The sequence below is a fragment of the Flavobacterium oreochromis genome (assembly GCF_019565455.1).
Taxonomy (GTDB): domain Bacteria; phylum Bacteroidota; class Bacteroidia; order Flavobacteriales; family Flavobacteriaceae; genus Flavobacterium; species Flavobacterium oreochromis.
Map to the genome: position 1 here is coordinate 2066703 of NZ_CP067377.1, position 16075 is coordinate 2082777.

23 protein-coding genes, 4 tRNA genes and 3 pseudogenes are annotated in these 16075 nt (G+C 29.8%); 11 read left to right on the top strand and 19 right to left on the bottom strand.

Going from position 1 to position 16075, the window contains the following annotated elements:
• Positions 1 to 47: 47 nt before the first annotated feature.
• The 3 genes from JJC03_RS09860 to JJC03_RS09870 form a co-directional block, all read right to left on the bottom strand.
• Positions 48 to 326, bottom strand: a complete 279-nt coding sequence (locus JJC03_RS09860) for a TIGR03643 family protein (RefSeq protein ID WP_088400920.1) — start codon at positions 324 to 326, stop codon at positions 48 to 50.
• A gap of 85 nt (positions 327 to 411) precedes the next feature.
• A complete protein-coding gene (locus JJC03_RS09865) occupies positions 412 to 1236 on the bottom strand; it encodes a sterol desaturase family protein (RefSeq protein WP_165624390.1) in 825 nt (274 codons plus the stop codon).
• Positions 1237 to 1302: 66 nt separating this feature from the next.
• Complete coding sequence (locus JJC03_RS09870; protein ID WP_088400916.1) at positions 1303 to 1539, bottom strand: hypothetical protein; 237 nt, start codon at positions 1537 to 1539, stop codon at positions 1303 to 1305.
• 79 nt (positions 1540 to 1618) lie between these two features.
• On the opposite strand from JJC03_RS09870, the gene JJC03_RS19195 reads away from it, so the two are divergent.
• The 11 genes and pseudogenes from JJC03_RS19195 (at position 1619) to JJC03_RS09920 (ending at position 6490) form a co-directional block, all read left to right on the top strand.
• Positions 1619 to 2593, top strand: coding sequence for an NAD(P)/FAD-dependent oxidoreductase (locus JJC03_RS19195; RefSeq protein WP_374226223.1), 975 nt, complete (start codon positions 1619 to 1621; stop codon positions 2591 to 2593).
• A pseudogene (locus JJC03_RS19200) lies at positions 2572 to 3179 on the top strand (NAD(P)/FAD-dependent oxidoreductase). The gene JJC03_RS19195 and the pseudogene JJC03_RS19200 overlap by 22 nt, the downstream one beginning before the upstream one ends.
• A 92-nt stretch (positions 3180 to 3271) precedes the next feature.
• Positions 3272 to 3799 carry an isopentenyl-diphosphate Delta-isomerase gene (idi, locus tag JJC03_RS09880; RefSeq protein WP_088400912.1) on the top strand — a complete coding sequence of 176 codons (528 nt, stop codon included), beginning with the start codon at positions 3272 to 3274 and terminating at the stop codon, positions 3797 to 3799.
• The gene (locus tag JJC03_RS09885; protein ID WP_088400910.1) at positions 3796 to 4203 is read left to right on the top strand and encodes a 6-pyruvoyl trahydropterin synthase family protein; all 408 of its coding nucleotides are present in this window, start codon (positions 3796 to 3798) and stop codon (positions 4201 to 4203) included. The genes idi and JJC03_RS09885 overlap by 4 nt, the downstream gene beginning before the upstream one ends.
• 7 nt (positions 4204 to 4210) lie before the next feature.
• Positions 4211 to 4672: a peroxiredoxin gene (locus JJC03_RS09890; RefSeq protein WP_088400908.1), complete on the top strand. Its 462-nt coding sequence runs from the start codon at positions 4211 to 4213 to the stop codon at positions 4670 to 4672.
• A pseudogene (locus JJC03_RS09895) lies at positions 4672 to 5641 on the top strand (type I phosphomannose isomerase catalytic subunit). The gene JJC03_RS09890 and the pseudogene JJC03_RS09895 overlap by 1 nt, the downstream one beginning before the upstream one ends.
• 54 nt (positions 5642 to 5695) lie before the next feature.
• Positions 5696 to 5962, top strand: a complete 267-nt coding sequence (locus tag JJC03_RS09900; RefSeq protein WP_088400903.1) for a hypothetical protein — start codon at positions 5696 to 5698, stop codon at positions 5960 to 5962.
• An 80-nt stretch (positions 5963 to 6042) separates the two neighbouring features.
• A tRNA-Thr gene (locus JJC03_RS09905) sits at positions 6043 to 6116 on the top strand.
• A 50-nt stretch (positions 6117 to 6166) separates the two neighbouring features.
• A tRNA-Thr gene (locus tag JJC03_RS09910) sits at positions 6167 to 6240 on the top strand.
• Positions 6241 to 6292: 52 nt separating this feature from the next.
• Positions 6293 to 6366: transfer RNA gene (locus JJC03_RS09915), tRNA-Thr, on the top strand.
• A 50-nt stretch (positions 6367 to 6416) separates the two neighbouring features.
• A tRNA-Thr gene (locus tag JJC03_RS09920) sits at positions 6417 to 6490 on the top strand.
• 39 nt (positions 6491 to 6529) lie between these two features.
• Here the strand turns inward: JJC03_RS09920 and JJC03_RS09925 are convergent.
• From JJC03_RS09925 to JJC03_RS10000, 16 genes and pseudogenes are all read right to left on the bottom strand, one after another.
• Entirely contained in the window at positions 6530 to 6862 is a 333-nt protein-coding gene (locus tag JJC03_RS09925; RefSeq protein ID WP_088397730.1) for a hypothetical protein, read from the bottom strand.
• A 409-nt stretch (positions 6863 to 7271) separates the two neighbouring features.
• Positions 7272 to 7502: a hypothetical protein gene (locus JJC03_RS09930; protein ID WP_235873213.1), complete on the bottom strand. Its 231-nt coding sequence runs from the start codon at positions 7500 to 7502 to the stop codon at positions 7272 to 7274.
• Positions 7489 to 7960 (bottom strand): annotated as a pseudogene (locus tag JJC03_RS09935) (M15 family metallopeptidase). Before JJC03_RS09935 ends, JJC03_RS09930 begins: the two are co-directional and overlap by 14 nt.
• 361 nt (positions 7961 to 8321) lie before the next feature.
• Positions 8322 to 8822, bottom strand: coding sequence for an endonuclease V (locus tag JJC03_RS09940; protein ID WP_088397733.1), 501 nt, complete (start codon positions 8820 to 8822; stop codon positions 8322 to 8324).
• 170 nt (positions 8823 to 8992) lie between these two features.
• A complete protein-coding gene (locus JJC03_RS09945) occupies positions 8993 to 10132 on the bottom strand; it encodes a leucine-rich repeat domain-containing protein (RefSeq protein WP_088397734.1) in 1140 nt (379 codons plus the stop codon).
• A gap of 146 nt (positions 10133 to 10278) precedes the next feature.
• Positions 10279 to 10899, bottom strand: a complete 621-nt coding sequence (locus JJC03_RS09950; protein ID WP_235873214.1) for a leucine-rich repeat domain-containing protein — start codon at positions 10897 to 10899, stop codon at positions 10279 to 10281.
• Between the two features lie 70 nt (positions 10900 to 10969).
• Entirely contained in the window at positions 10970 to 11422 is a 453-nt protein-coding gene (locus JJC03_RS09955) for a leucine-rich repeat domain-containing protein (protein WP_235873216.1), read from the bottom strand.
• 92 nt (positions 11423 to 11514) lie between these two features.
• Positions 11515 to 11907 carry a toxin-antitoxin system YwqK family antitoxin gene (locus tag JJC03_RS09960; RefSeq protein WP_235873219.1) on the bottom strand — a complete coding sequence of 131 codons (393 nt, stop codon included), beginning with the start codon at positions 11905 to 11907 and terminating at the stop codon, positions 11515 to 11517.
• A gap of 73 nt (positions 11908 to 11980) precedes the next feature.
• Positions 11981 to 12286, bottom strand: coding sequence for a hypothetical protein (locus JJC03_RS09965; RefSeq protein ID WP_235873221.1), 306 nt, complete (start codon positions 12284 to 12286; stop codon positions 11981 to 11983).
• 192 nt (positions 12287 to 12478) lie between these two features.
• The gene (locus JJC03_RS09970) at positions 12479 to 13006 is read right to left on the bottom strand and encodes a hypothetical protein (protein WP_103715676.1); all 528 of its coding nucleotides are present in this window, start codon (positions 13004 to 13006) and stop codon (positions 12479 to 12481) included.
• Between the two features lie 31 nt (positions 13007 to 13037).
• A complete protein-coding gene (locus JJC03_RS09975; protein WP_103715675.1) occupies positions 13038 to 13370 on the bottom strand; it encodes a polymorphic toxin type 28 domain-containing protein in 333 nt (110 codons plus the stop codon).
• Between the two features lie 28 nt (positions 13371 to 13398).
• Positions 13399 to 13863, bottom strand: coding sequence for a hypothetical protein (locus JJC03_RS09980; RefSeq protein WP_235873222.1), 465 nt, complete (start codon positions 13861 to 13863; stop codon positions 13399 to 13401).
• A 199-nt stretch (positions 13864 to 14062) separates the two neighbouring features.
• The gene (locus JJC03_RS09985) at positions 14063 to 14545 is read right to left on the bottom strand and encodes an SMI1/KNR4 family protein (protein ID WP_103715764.1); all 483 of its coding nucleotides are present in this window, start codon (positions 14543 to 14545) and stop codon (positions 14063 to 14065) included.
• Positions 14546 to 14558: 13 nt separating this feature from the next.
• Positions 14559 to 14720 carry an HNH endonuclease signature motif containing protein gene (locus JJC03_RS19205; RefSeq protein ID WP_235874373.1) on the bottom strand — a complete coding sequence of 54 codons (162 nt, stop codon included), beginning with the start codon at positions 14718 to 14720 and terminating at the stop codon, positions 14559 to 14561.
• Between the two features lie 85 nt (positions 14721 to 14805).
• Positions 14806 to 15303, bottom strand: coding sequence for a hypothetical protein (locus JJC03_RS09995; RefSeq protein ID WP_235873224.1), 498 nt, complete (start codon positions 15301 to 15303; stop codon positions 14806 to 14808).
• Complete coding sequence (locus JJC03_RS10000) at positions 15285 to 15875, bottom strand: hypothetical protein (protein ID WP_235873225.1); 591 nt, start codon at positions 15873 to 15875, stop codon at positions 15285 to 15287. Before JJC03_RS10000 ends, JJC03_RS09995 begins: the two co-directional genes overlap by 19 nt.
• Positions 15876 to 16075 lie beyond the last annotated feature (200 nt).

Sequence of the window (16075 nt, forward strand, 5' to 3'; positions counted from 1 at the left end):
CTTTGTGATAAAATTAACAAAAAACTCCTGTGAAACAGGAGTGTAGGTTAATCAAATTTATTTTTAAGATAATACTTTCCGTCTAAATCATCATCAAAGTCATTGTTTTTAATAGGTTTGGGTTTGGGTTTGGAAGCAGTTGCTTTTTTCTTCCAAAGCTCAAATTGATCTTTTGATAGATGTTTACGCATTAATTCCGTTACATCGCTTTCGCTAACACCAAATTCTTCTTTAATAGATTCAAAGGGTTTGCGTTCTTCTTGTGCCATGCTGATTAGTCTTTCTAAATTTTCTCTGTCTAATTCAGCGATTTTAATTTTTCTCATTTAAATTATAAAAACAAAATTGTATTAAACTTTCTGCAATACTTATACCAATATTAATAAAAAGGAATGACTTATTAAAATTCTTTCATGTTTTTGGATCTCTATATTTTTGAAAAGGAATAGCTAATAAATTAGTTAAATTATTATGTTCATTCGTAGACATATGTGTATCTATGCCAAAAATAATTTGATCTTGTGGTAATTTTTGATAAGTTTTTAAAAGACGATCCCAGAAACTGAAAATATTTCCATAATTACTATCTGTATAGGGGAGTTTATAGTGATGATGTATACGATGTATTTTAGGTGTAATTATTATAAAAGATGACCAATTGTCTAGCCATTTTGGGAGTTGTATGTTTGAATGATTAAATTGGGATAAAAGAACAGAACAGGACTGATACATGAAAAAAAGCCAAATAGGTGCTCCTGTTATTACAACTGCTAAAGCTGTAAATAAAAATCGGAAAACACTTTCGCCAGGATGATGACGATTAGCACTGGTTGTATCTAGCCAAGTATCAGTATGATGAATTAAGTGAAATCGCCATAAAAATTTTATCTTATGTTGTAAATAATGCGGTAGATAAGCACCTATAAAATCCATAAGTAATAGTCCAATTATACATTGTAATCCTATATTTGTAATATTAAACCAATAAAGAATTCCAAAATGATTTTTAGTATTCCAAATTGAGCTTTTGAAAAGCATCATTGCTAGGAAAAAGTTAACAACAATCGTTGTAAAAGTAAAGAAAAGGTTTAATACAGCATGTCGAGTTTTATTGTATTTAAAATGAAAACGAGGAAAACCGCTTTCTAAAATCCAAAAAAAAGCAATACCCCCAAATAGTATAGAGGATCGATGAGATGGAGGGATTGTCTCAAAGTAGTTTGTAATCTCGTTAATCATAGTTTATTAGTTCAAAACCAAATTTAATAAACTATTTGTTATGAATGAAATAAGATTCTTCTTTTATTCAAATAATTCACCTCTATGAGGTTTTAAAGCGTCTCGGACTTGAATCATGTTTTGATCATTTACAACCATCCAAGCAATAGCATACATCTCATTTAATACAGAAAAACCTGTTATATTAATAGGAAATTGTTCTATTTCTATATACTCTTTTAAATGAATTTCGTGGTGTTCAGCTGTTTTAGCTGCTGCGGGGCCTCTAAAATCCCAAATAAGTTTAATCTGTCTTTGCATATTCTCTTAAGTTTGAAATGCAAATTTACAATGATTCACTTGAAAATAAGTAGTATTTTTGCAATGTAAAAAATTCATAATGCCAAAAGAACTTCAAATTCAAGTATCGCCTGAAGTAGCTTCTAATGAAGTAATGCTAAAGAATCATCTTGCAAAATTAACACAAGTATCCATTGTAGAGATACAACATATTGTAATCCTTAAAAGATCTATTGACGCTCGACAAAAAACAATTAAAATAAATTTGAAAGTTATTCTTTATTTTCAAGGAGAAGAAATACTTCAAGATCAAGTGGCATTGCCAAATTATCAGGATGTAAATAAATCTCCAGAAGTGATTGTTATAGGAGCGGGACCAGCTGGTTTGTTTGCTGCTTTGCAGTTAATAGAGTTAGGTATTAAGCCAATCGTATTAGAAAGAGGAAAAGATGTAAGAGGGAGAAGAAGAGATTTAAAAGCAATTAATAGAGATCATATAGTAAATGAAGATTCTAATTATTGTTTTGGAGAAGGAGGGGCAGGAACTTATTCAGATGGGAAATTGTATACACGTTCAAAAAAACGTGGTGATGTAGATCGTATTTTAAAATTATTAGTCGCATTTGGTGCTTCTCCCGAAATATTAGTAGAAGCACATCCTCATATAGGAACTAATAAATTACCTGAAATTATTCAGGACATTAGAGAAAAAATTAAAGAATACGGAGGGAAAGTATTGTTTGAAACACGAGTAGTTGATATTTTGATAAAAAATAACGAGGTTGAAGGAGTTATTACACAATCAGGGGATGTTATATCTGCTGAAAAAATAATTCTAGCTACAGGTCATTCAGCTCGTGATGTGTTTGAATTATTAGATCGAAAAAAAGTATTAATAGAAGCTAAACCTTTTGCTTTGGGAGTACGAGCTGAACATTCGCAAAGCTTAATAGATTCTATACAATATTCGTGTGATTTTAGAGGAGCTTTTCTGCCTCCAGCCCCTTACTCTGTAGTAAAGCAAGTAAATGGTCGAGGAATGTATTCTTTTGTATGTGCCCAGGTGGTGTTATAGCTCCTTGTGCAACAAGTCCTGGAGAAGTCGTTACAAATGGTTGGTCTCCATCTAAAAGAGATCAAGCTACAGCTAATTCAGGAATCGTGGTAGAATTAAAATTAGAAGATTTTAAACCTTATGCAAAATTTGGTCCCTTAGCGGGTATGGAATTTCAAAAAGCAATTGAACAAAAAGCTTGGGAAATAGCGGGTAAAACACAAAAAGTTCCAGCTCAAAAAATGGTGGATTTTTCGCAAAAAGAATTTCAACAGATATTCCTAAAACATCCTATGTTCCAGGAACTACTAGTGTTGAGCTAGGAACCGTTTTTCCTGATTTTTTAACCCAGATTATGCGTGAAGGATTTGTGCAGTTTGGAAAATCAATGAAAGGTTATTTTTCTAATGAAGCCATTTTGCATGCTCCAGAAAGTAGAACCTCATCACCAGTTAGAATTCCTCGTGATAATTATACATTAGAGCATTTGCAGATAAAAGGATTGTATCCTTGTGGGGAAGGAGCAGGGTATGCAGGAGGGATTATTTCGGCAGCTATAGATGGAGAAAAATGTGCTATAAAAGCAGCAGAAGCATTGTTAAGTTAACTATTTGTACAAAGACTTTTAAATGAAAGGTAATAAGCGATTAAGTAGTAATTGATAGACTTTTCGTACTTTTACTCCCGTAAAATAAAACTATGATTGAAGAAAAAGTAATTTTGGTAAATGAAGTAGATGAGGTAATAGGGTTGATGCCTAAGCTAGAAGCGCATGAAAAAGCTTTGTTGCATAGAGCTTTTTCAGTATTTATACTGAATGATCAAGGGCAAATAATGCTGCAACAAAGGGCTCATCATAAATACCATTCGCCATTATTGTGGACTAATACCTGCTGTAGTCATCAACGAGAAGGAGAGTCTAATATAGAGGCAGGAAAACGTCGTTTATATGAAGAAATGGGGTTTACAACAGAATTAAAAGAACTTTTTCATTTTATCTATAAAGCTCCTTTTGATAATGGATTAACAGAGCATGAGTTAGACCATGTAATGATAGGGTATTTTAATGAAGATCCTTCTGTAAATCCAGATGAAGTAGAAAGTTGGAAATGGATGTCTATTGAAGCTGTAAAAGAAGATATAAAACTTTATCCAGATCAATATACAGTTTGGTTTAAAATTATTTTTGATGAATTTTATCATTATTTAGAAGCGCATACATTATGAGAGTAACAGTATCAAGAAAAGCTCATTTTAATGCAGCTCATCGTTTGTATAGAAAAGATTGGACGGATGAACAAAATCAAAAAGTTTTTGGTAAATGTAATAATCCTAATTTTCATGGGCATAATTATGAGTTGATAGTGAGTGTTACAGGAACTATAAATCCAGAAACAGGTTATGTGATTGATATTAAGGATTTAGCTGATATAATCTATGAAGAAGTAGAAGTTTTATTCGATCATAAGAATTTAAATCTAGATGTTCCAGAATTTAAAGATTTAATACCTACAGCAGAAAATATAGTAGTTGTTATTTGGAATAAAATAAGAAAAAGAATAGAAAAAAACAATGATTTAGAGATTACGCTGTTTGAAACACCACGTAATTTTGTTACATATAAAGGATGATATAATTATGCAGAAAGGATTGAAAGTAGGGGATAAACTTCCTCTTTTTGGAGCAAAAGATCAAAATGGAAATGATTTCTATATAGATTCTGTTCTTGGTGAAAAAGTGTTGGTAATTTATTTTTATCCAAAAGATGATACTCCAGGTTGTACCAAACAAGCTTGTTTTTTAAGAGATCAATATGAAGAGTTTAAAACAATAGGAGCGGAGGTTATAGGTATTAGTGGAGATAGTATTGCTGCACATAAGAAATTTGCTAGTAAATATGATTTGCCTTATATACTACTTTCTGACCCTGATAAAACATTGCGAAACCTATTTGGAGTAAAATCCAATATGTTAGGATTAATACCTGGAAGAGTAACTTATGTAGTAGATAAGGAAGGAGTTGTTCAGATGATTTTTGAAGATATGAATGCAACAAATCATTTAGATCGTACAGTAGAAAAAGTAAAAAGTTTGATTTAATGCCGATGGAATTATATCCTTTACAATTTGAACCTATTTTTAAAGATAGAATTTGGGGAGGTACACGATTAAAAACACTTTTAAATAAGTCAATCCCTTCTGATACCACTGGAGAAAGTTGGGAGCTTGCTGCTATTGGTCAAGATGTCAGTGTAGTGAGTAAAGGGGCTTATAAAGGAATGTTGTTGACAGATTTACTTCAAAAATATCCCGTTGAGATATTAGGAACTAACGTTTATCAGCGTTTTGGAACACAATTTCCTTTGTTGTTTAAATTTTTAGATGCTAGAGAAGATCTTTCTATTCAAGTTCATCCTAATGATTTATTAGCAAAAGAACGACATAATTCTTTTGGTAAGACTGAAATGTGGTACGTGATTGAAGCAGAACCTGAAGCAAAATTAATTGTAGGTTTTAAAGAAAATGCGTCAAAAGAAGCTTATTTAGAACATTTGAAAAAGAAAACTGTATCTTCAATTTTAGATGCTTATGCCGTAAAAGGAGGAGATGTTTTTTATTTAGAGACAGGTACAGTACATGCTATAGGTGCTGGTACAGTAGTTGCAGAAATACAACAAACATCAGATATTACCTATAGAATTTATGATTTTGATCGTAAAGATGCACAAGGTAATTTGCGTGAATTACACGTAGATTTAGCATTAGATGCTATAGATTATAAAAAGAAAAAAGTAAAAGTAGATTATACATTACTAGAAAATCAAACGGTGAGTGTAGTTGAAAGTCCTTATTTTACCGTAAAAGTATTAGATTTAAAAGGGGGGATATAAAAGTCTAGGTGAAGAAGAAAGTTTTGTGGTTTATATGTGTACAGAAGGGAGCTTAGAGTTAAAAATAAATGAAGAATTGTATGGATTTAGTAAAGGAGATACTTTTTTAATTCCTGCAGCTCTAAAAAATTATGAACTAATAGGGAAGTCTAAGTTATTAGAAATTGTAATTTCTTAACAGATATCGGAAGAATAATTGTAATTTTGCAAACGTAATTTAAAATACATACTAATGGCAAGTGTAAAGAATTTAAAAAAGAGTATCAATTATGTAATTGGTGAAATTATTGAAGCGGTTTATTTATATGAAATGACTTCAACAGGAAAACCAACTGATGCAACTAATGCTATTATTGAAGAGGCTTTTGTTATTTTTGATAATTTAATTGTAAAAGTGAATGCAAAAAAGGTTGAAAATAAAAAAGTATACTTTAAACAAATAAATGTTGAATTGGAAAATGCTGCAAACCAGTTAGTTGATAAGATTAATGCTTTGTAGTAAAAAAAAGTATAAAAAAGTAGGGTGCAAAGCTTTGGGAAATAAAAAAACTCTCCTATATTTGCACCCGTAAATGAGTCGCCGGTGTAGCTCAGCTGGCTAGAGCAGCTGATTTGTAATCAGCAGGTCGTGGGTTCGAGTCCCTCCATCGGCTCAAGTTTATCAAAAAGATAAGATAAAATAGATTTATTGAAAATACACTTTGCCGGTGTAGCTCAGCTGGCTAGAGCAGCTGATTTGTAATCAGCAGGTCGTGGGTTCGAGTCCCTCCATCGGCTCAAGTTTTATCGAAAGATAAGCTTAACAATAAATTTATTAAAGATACACTTTGCCGGTGTAGCTCAGCTGGCTAGAGCAGCTGATTTGTAATCAGCAGGTCGTGGGTTCGAGTCCCTCCATCGGCTCAAGTCTTGTCAAAGATAAACTTAAGATAAATTTATAGAAAATACACCTTGCCGGTGTAGCTCAGCTGGCTAGAGCAGCTGATTTGTAATCAGCAGGTCGTGGGTTCGAGTCCCTCCATCGGCTCTAAAAAAGAGAAACTTTAGTTTCTCTTTTTTATGAATGTTATTTTGTATCAATAATCCATTTTATAAGAGCGTTACCTATAATTAGTATTATATCTTCTAGGATTAACTTCTGTTTTATTTTTGAAATACCTTTACCTTGTAAAGCTTTTAAAATAATTATATTTTGTTGGGTTTTTACTAACCATAAAAATTCCTCTTCTGATATTTCATTAGATTCTAAGAGATTGTACCATTTATCAAACTGATCTTTTGTTGTATTTAAAATGCTTAAAACAGTATCATCCAATAGATGTTTAATCTGTTTGTATTTATTGTTAATTAGATTTTTGATTTCTTCTGTTAGTTCGTTTATTATATCATCTTTTTTCATTTATATAATAGTTAAAATTAAAGAGATTTTTAGAATTTATTACTGTTTATTGAATGTGTATGAAACCTCAATTTTTTAGATTAAGTCAATTGATTAAAAGGAGTCCTTTTAAATTTGTTAAATACATATTAAGTTTACATAGTTTTTTTGTGAATTTTTTATCCAGAGGGCTAGGTTTTAGATGATTTGAATTTATCTTTTTTTTTGAACTTCATAAGTCAGTATGATTTCAAAGATCGTTGATATTTGTCTCTTTGATTCGTTAGCAAAAATGGGAGATACATTATTTTTCTTTTTCCAGAAAGAAAAATAATGAGTTATTAAATTTTTTTCATTACTGGCAAATTCATTCCACATATCAATAGTGGTAGAGTTATAAGAACGATTTTTTTCGTAGTTTTTTAGATATTCAATTTTTTTTTGTTAATTCTGAAATTTCTTGTTCGTGTTCAGTATAAGAAGATGTTGTAGAGGTTTCAATTAATTTTAGTGTTTCTTCTTTAATTTTTAGTGTTTCTTGGTATGAATAAATATCAAAAGGAGCTGTTTTTAATGTGTTACAGGCTACGAATAATGAAATAGATAAAAAGTAGATCAAGTAGTATTTAATTGTAGGTAAGCTTTTTTTAAATAATAACATATTCTTTTATTTTTTTTAGTTTGTAAAGTTTTTTCCAGTCTGTGTATCCTCTTTTTTCGAAGTGAGGAAAATCCTTAAAGGTTTTCCAATTACCACCCCAATCCCAGCCATATTGATCAAATATTTTAACACATTCATTCCAATCGGCTATTTTATCACCATCCCAATCTTTAGTGATGTCCCATGATACTTCTTTTTTGTCAATAAGTAAGCAAATGTCAACAGCAAAACCGTAATTATGAATAGATTCTCCCCCTTAGCATTGGTTACTTTTGGACCTGGAGCGGTACGCCCTTTAGCATACAGTCTATTTTGTTCATCAAATGTTCGTAAACCTTGTGTTATTCTAATTTGAGCCCTACCTGTTAGTACGGCATTGCATTCGTTGATAATTTTGGTCATTTCTTCCCTTACTTTAGGGTGTAGTTGTTCAATCCTTTTTGAGTGATTGTGTCCATAATTTTTTTAATTTAATTAATAATAATAAAGAGGTTGTAGTAACGAGTTTTCGTTATTACTTTGTGAAAATAATTTTAGAGGAAATTTCATTTTCAGTGTTGAAAATGGTATTGCAATACTTTACAAAGATACGATTAGAAGGTGATGAAATAAAATTGTATGGTGTTGTAATACAGTAGTTTCAGTTTTTTTGTTGAGTCCTTTTTATTTGAAGGATAAAAAGATTATGAAGTAATTTTCAGGAATAATGATAGAAAATCATTAAATAAAAATTCACATAAGATATTAGATGATACGTTGTTTCTTATGTGAATTTTTTTGAGGGGAAAATGAGTACTTGTGCAATAGGATACTATATAATTATTCGCTTTTCGTAATCTGATCTAATTCTTTAAAAATAGAAGGGATGCGATAGTTTCCTCGCATATTTTGAACTTTTTCAATAGCATATTCTACATTGATTCCAATAGAAGAAATATACAATGGATTTTTACTTTCACCTCTGAAGATAGGGAAAGATACTTTATCAGTATGTATAAAAGATTTTTTAGCAACACCTATTACGGGTATTTTTTCTTCTAGAGATTGGAATAAATGACCTCCTAATCCGAAACTTTTATCATTATTAACATATACATGTCCGTCAACGATTATTGTGTCAATTTGAAATAAATCAACTTGTTTTAAAAGAGTTAAAATACAAGGTAATTCACGTTTATAAAATTGTCCTGATTCATATTCTTGAACATCTTGAATGGTTTCAATAATTATTTTTGTAGGTTTTTCATCTTCCCAGTTAAATAATACACCAACAGCCTTTGCTTGATTGGTTGGATAATAGACATCTATAGCTAGGTTCATATAAAATTAAAAATGGATTGAAAACGGATGCAAATTTATGTTTAATAGCTGAAAGTCTTTTTAAATTATTAATTTAATTTTGTACGTTTTGAAGAAATGTTTTAGTTGAAGGTATTAAAAACGAATCTTGTCTCGTTTTGTTTTTTAATATTTGTAAAAAGGTCGTACAATTAAGAACTTATTTCTTGACCTTTTATATGCTCAATAAGCCTTGCTTTAGACTTGTCTATAAATTGATCTACATCTTCATTGTAAGGAGTATAATTACCATATTTGCGAAATTCAAAAGCTATTGTAATATTTGATGGGAGCTCTTTATCGATAAAATTTAACTTGTCTTCACAACTAAAATTTACAATACAGTCTTTTTCTATCCCCTTAAAATGTTCTTTTTTCACAGCTGTTATTCCTGTATATCCTAAATGAATAATTTCTACATTTTTTAAACCTTGAAGACATTCTATTTCAGTAATAACATCGTTATGTGCTAGATTTATTAAGCGAAGGTTTTCTAAGCCTTCTAACCCTTGAATAGTATAAAGATGTGTGTTGCTTAAACTTAGTAATTTTAAATTTTTAAGCGATTCTAAACTTACCACTTCTTCTACACGTGTGTCTTCTAAAAAGAGTTGTTCTAATCTTGTTAATTTACCTAAACCTTGTGTTGTCAATATAGGGCAACCCGATAAATTTAGAGCTTTAAGATTTTCAAAAACAGCTAAACTTTCAAGACCAGAATCGTAAAATAAATCTGAATTATAAAGATCTAAATAAGTCACATTAGGCATTTTTGGGAGGTCTCTAAAAGATTTTATTTTAGAATCTCTTAAAATCAAAGTTTTTAATTTATTTAAATTTTCTATTCCTTGAATTGAAGTAAGCTCTGTATATCCTATATTCAAATGTTCTAAATTTTCTAAACTCTGTAAAAAATCTAAAGATGAATTTATGTTTAAATTAGTTCCATACAACTCTAGTCTTTTGAGATTGATTAATTTCTTAATTTCTTTAAAATCTGAAATAGGGTTAAAGCTTAAATCCAAATATTCTAATTTTTGAAATTTTCCTATGTTATCTATTTTTGAAATTTCACAACTAGAAATTGATAATTCTTTAAGATTTTCTGCTAAAGGCAATAACAATTCAAAATTATTTATTTTAATATCTTTTTCTTGTGACCCTCTTAAATATAATGCTATTATGTTTCCTTGTTGGTCTGTTTTATATGTACTTTGAAACATTAAATCCTCTTTTGATTCAATGATTTCAAAATAAATTTCTTTTTCTAAATATTTTATAAGTGGGTGCATTTTATTTTTTTTAGCTTTTCACAAAAATAAAAACACCCAGCATTAAAAACTAATAACTGGGTGTGGTACACAAATTAAAAACGAATTATTTCGCTTTGTTTTTTATAGTAAACAAAAATCAAACCAAGTATTATAAAGTAATAAATTTACAGCTGAGAACTCATTTCTTGTTTTTTTATGTCTTCAATTAGTCTTGCTTTAGCAGCATCCATAAATTTATCCACCTCTTCAGTGTCACAAGAATAATTACCATATTCATGATATTCATAAGCTATCGTAATATTGGAAGGAAGCTCTTTGTCTATAGATTTAAAGGCATCTCCAACGCCAAAATTCACAATACAATCTTTTGCTATCCCTTTAAAATGCTCCTTTTCGACAGTAGTTATCTCTGTATATCCTAGATGAATAATTTCGATATTTTTTAAACCCTCTAGACCTTCAATTTTAGAGATGGGATTCTTGGATAAATTTAAATATCTAAGATTAGTTAAGCCTTCTAATCCCTCTATTTCAGGAATATCATTCTCTAATAGACTTAAAATCTCTAATTTTTTTAGTTTATCTAATCCTGAAATTTGATCTAGATATGTCTCATCAAGAGAAAGAGTCTTTAAATTTGTTAAATTTCCTAAGGCTTCAATACTATCTAAAATAGTATTATTTAAGTTCAAAACTTCCAAATTTTCAAATTTGTTTAAAGAGGTTAGCTTGTCTGGATCAAACAGTACAGATGTACGCATATCTAAAACCGTAAGATTGGGCATTATCTCAATATCTTCAAAATGTACAATACATGTATCACCAATATTAAGTTTTTTTAAATTTTTTAATTTTTCAAGTCCTTATTATCGAAGTAATTTCCGTCGAACTTAAATTTAAATGTTCTAACTTTTCTAAAGGATGCAAAAACTCAAATTGGGTATTTGAACTTATATTGGTTCCGAATAATCGTAAGTAAGTAAGATTGGTTAGTTCACTAATCGCATCAAAATCTGAAATGGGATTTCCAGCTAAATCTAAATACTCTAATTTTTTAAACTGGTCTATAGAATTTATATTGGAAATATAACCTCCTGTTATACTCAGCTTTTTTAAATGTTCAGCTATGGGCAACAATAAATCAAAATCTTTTATGATAGGATCTCCTGACATAGAAGCTTCTAAGAACAAATTGGTAATATTTCCTTGATTATCTATAGCATATGTACTCTTAAATGGTATGAAATTATGTGATTCTATAATTTCTATATCTAATTCTTTTGCTAAATAGTTTATAAATGCGTTCATTATATTTTTTTAAAACATCTATTAGCTAAAACTAAACATAGTTTCGTTATAAATCAAAAATCTATCAAGTATTTAGATGTTTTTTCACTAGCTTAATTGTCCAAGTGTGCTCTTCTAACATTTTCAGGATCTTCACCTGTTATTTTACAAACTTTTTCTAGTAATTCTGGAGCAAAAAAATGACTGCCTATTTTAGTGCCATCCTCATTAAAATTAGCAAAATAAACACTAGTAGCACCGTAACTCAAAGATTCTGTTTCCACATTACCATTTTCAAAAAACTGTATATCCCAGCCTATTTGTTCTCCGTTAACATACTCACATTCTCCTACAATTTGTCCATTCCTGTAATAACCACTTATTTTAAAACCAGTAAACGGTTGTCCTTGGTAATCATATTCAACTCCATAATAATCATTCCCTTTTGTATATTTTAAATCTTCTGTATCAACTCTCAGTTTATGAGGCATTCTTCTTGTTTGCATAATTTAGTTTTTATTGGTAACTGTCAGATTAAATATTAACTATTACATTTAATATATATAGTTTCATTATTTTTTAAATATCAAGATCATTAACCTTTTTATTTTCTTTTATAACTTGCTGGATTATTCCTTCTCTTGTCTTATTAATATGATTCATTAATTTTTTATCAAAAATCACTTGGCTAAACATTCCATTTTCATCTAAACTATGTTTTTTGATTTCTAAAATTTCGAGTTTGCTTATATCATTATAATCCAGATGATTCCCATGTCCGCCTAGTTCTTTAAATTCTTTACTGTATTTATGAACAGGAATACCATTATCTAAACCATTGAAATCAAATTTGTATTTTTTTACAAAAATAAAAACACCCAGCATTAAAAACTAATAACTGGGTGTGGTACACAAATTAAAAACGAATCTTGTCTCGTTTTGTTTTTTAATATTTGTAAAAAGACTTACTCAAACTTATTTGTATTTCCTTATCTAATAAGTAAGGCTTACAACTAAGAATTCCCATTTTTGTGTTTTATATGCTCCAAATGAGTAGTTTCAACTTTATTTAGATAATTATTTAGCATTTTTAATCAATTTTTCAATTAAATCTATGTCGGCTTCTTTATCTATATCTAAATTGTTAAAAAAAAGAAAAGGGTATTCTGACGCATTTAATGAGGATATATAAAGGATTTCTTTATAAGCTTTAGATCTAATATTACTAGAATAGTTTTTGTTTTTAAAAATAGAATACATAAACTGCATTACTCTTTTGTCATTTTTAAATAGATATAATGCTCCATAACCAGATAAAGCTGCATATCTCAAATCATCACTTTCTTTTTCATTCATAAAAAAACCGAGAACTACCTCTTTGTATTTTTCAATACGCCAATAATTTAATAAAACTTTTATTGCATCTTCTCTAATTATTTCTCTTGGATCATATAAAAATGGCTCAATCTCTTTGGCTAATATTTGTTCTTCTTCAAAGGTTAAAACGGTTCTTTTGCCTAAATCAATAAGTTTATTTCCTAAAGCATCTTGATCGTTTTTTAGCAATTGAAGATCTTCAATATGTTTTTTTACAGTTTCATTCATATTTATGGAATATTATAAATTAAAATTTGTATTATCTAATAGGGTTTTTGCCTAGTGGATTATAAGAATTTATAAAACTACCTTTTAGGGTTGTTAATTCTTCTCTTAGTTTACTAAGTCTATTAATTTCTGCATTATTTATATTTTTAGTTGATTTCGCAAAATAGCTAATTTGTTTGTTTAATTCATTAGTTGCATTATCAATACTATTCAATGCGCCTTCAACTTCTGAGATATGATCAAAAATTCTTCCTCTAGCATCTAAAATTTGCGCTCCTCTTTGCTCTTTTATAGCACCTGCTAAATCATCTGGTTTTAGATTTTTAATTACGGAATTTCTAGCTTTTTCTAAATATACTTTCAAAGTTTCATTTTTTATATTTGTAAAATCTTCAGTTCTCCATTTTTTTAAAAAAATTAATTCTTTTTTTAGTCCATTTATTTACATTTAGTAATTCTTTAGGAGTTATCTTGGGAGTATTTAAACCTACATCTGTTATGTAATCTTCGGCAGATCCTATAGTTTTAATTTTTTCTTTTTTGATATTAGTCTCAGCTACCTTAGACAAGTCCCCATCTAAATGCTCTTTTGGTATTGTTTTTTCTGTTTTTAGTTCAATTGCTTTATCTGCTGGATTAGAAAAAGACTGCTTACTCCCTGGTAAATTTCTTTCTGTGTCAATGAACTCACTATGTTGGTCGGGGTTAAATTTAGCATTTTTATCGGGTGTAGTTACTGTTTTTCGTCTTTCAATTTCTTCAAGTGCATTTTCTGCTTGTTTTTCTAGATGGGCAGCTAGCTCGGCTTCATCTGCAGCACGTAATACTTTTGCACCTCGTTTTCCATATTTAGCCAAGGCATATAAACCTGAGGAACATTTATACTGTCCCCTAAAAAAAACTATATTTTGAAAAAGTCGTTTCTATTTAATTTCTGAAAATTGTTTCTAGTATTTCACAAAAATAAAAACACCCAGTATTAAGAACTAATAACTGGGTGTTGTACACAAATTAAAAACATACTATTTAGATTTCTTTTCAAAAAGAAACTTTATTCTATTCATCAATAAATAACCCATCTAAAAATTCTTGAAAACTATTTGTAATCAATGTCATATTACCATAATATGGAAAAGGTTGACCATAATCTGCCTCTTGCTCCATTTCCCACAAATAAACTTTTCCTGAATATTCTCCTTTTACTCCTAAGCATATTTGGTCATCGACTTGATCACAACCAATAGTTATAAAATCTTCGGGAATTCTAGTTTTTCCAAAATCGATTAAATTATTTTTATATAAATCACAAGTGCTACTTTCACTATCAATATCGCCATAGAAAATTTGAATTGCTACAAAATCAAGAACATCCTCATCTTCATTACTTTTATCTTCATAACAAACATTATCACAATTTTCTCCATATTTAATAGATTTTCCTCCAATCATAAAGGAACCTTTATTTAAAAAGGTTTTATAATCTTCCGGTATTACAATTTGAAGCTCACTTTCTATTTTTTCTATTATATTTCCTCGCATAACTAATGTATATTTAATTCATTGTTGATCTTCCTCCATGATGTTTAACTATTCGGTGTAAATCTCTTGGCACTAATTGTAATTCTGTTGAATTTTCAATATGATGCCAAGTATATCCTTCAGGTTCTACCCATTCGGGTTTTTTTAATTTAAACTTTTTGATAGCCTCATTAATATCTTTTTACTTCCTCCTTTTCTTGGATTTAATTTATCTAATGTAACCTGTATTTTTTCTCCTTTAAATTTTAAAACATAAGGATTTAAATCAAGGAATCCTTGCTCTGTAAATTTAAGACCATTGGATATTTTTTAAACAAATTTTCAAATTCTTTTGTTTTTTCTGCAACTGACAAACCTTGTTTTTTCCATCGTTCTTCCATTATTTTTTTCATTCTAGGATTCTTGTCAAGATTAAAATCAAAAGTTCTTCCTGCAAAATCTAAAGAATTTATAGGGTATTGTCCATCAATTTTTTGAATTTTATCGATTTCTTCTTTTGTAAGATCTGTTTGTTCCTTATTATTTTTCCGATCCTTCTTCCCACTTGTAAATTGCGCATCCACCGTTTTAGTAGGACTAGCAGTCATGGTTATCGCATAGGTGTTGCCAAGGGTGTGTCTGGCATTCCATTTTACTTTTAGGGAGGGGTATTTTTTGGCTTGTCGCTTTAGTTTGGCTAGGAGGGCTTCTTTTGTGGCACCGTTAGCGTCTAGTTTTTGGGCTGTAATTTTAGCTTCTGCTAGCAATGCCCAGCGCATCCAGTTTTTGGTGTCGTCGGGGTCATTGGTATAATCTCCTTTTGGAAGTATTTTTTAGGAAGTTTGGCTTTTAATTTTGCTTTGATGTCATGGGTGAAATCAACCACCTTTAAAATAACTTTACCTAACTTTCCTAACTTTGATACCCATTTAGTAAGGTTTGCTGCGCCTCCTGTAAAAATACCCAAAAGCATTTCTAATAAAATATTACCTAAAAATAATCCTATAACTCTACCTTTCTCAAAGCTAGAAGCACTTCTCCAATTATTGATGGTTTTCATGACCTGTTCCGCCATGCCACCCAGCATTCCTATCAAAAGTTTTTTGATTTTTTCAGGAGTCATGGTTTGAAACAAATTGAGAATGTTTTCGTACATTTCAGTGAACTTAGAAAACAATTTTCCTGTAAAAAGATCTTTAATGGTATCAATGATTTGTTTCATAGAGTCAAGTTGACCTTCTAACATATCATAAATACCTCTTCCAATTCCTTCTATTATGCCCGCTATAAGTCCAAGTGCGCCGTCAATAAATTCTTGTAGTATGCGTCCTGTTTTAATTGTAGCATTCATGAGCTTAGAACGTTTGCTTAGAATGCCTCTTTTTTGCTGTAATTTGATATAAGCTAAAGTTGGAATACGTACTATATGTCCTTGGGTAAGTTGTAGTTGTGCGTATAAGGTTCTTGCTTTTTCAAAACTAGGGTCAGCAGCTGCCTTATGGGCAAGCTCAATTGAAGGCAGGGTGTTTTGAAGGATGATGCCGTGGTTAT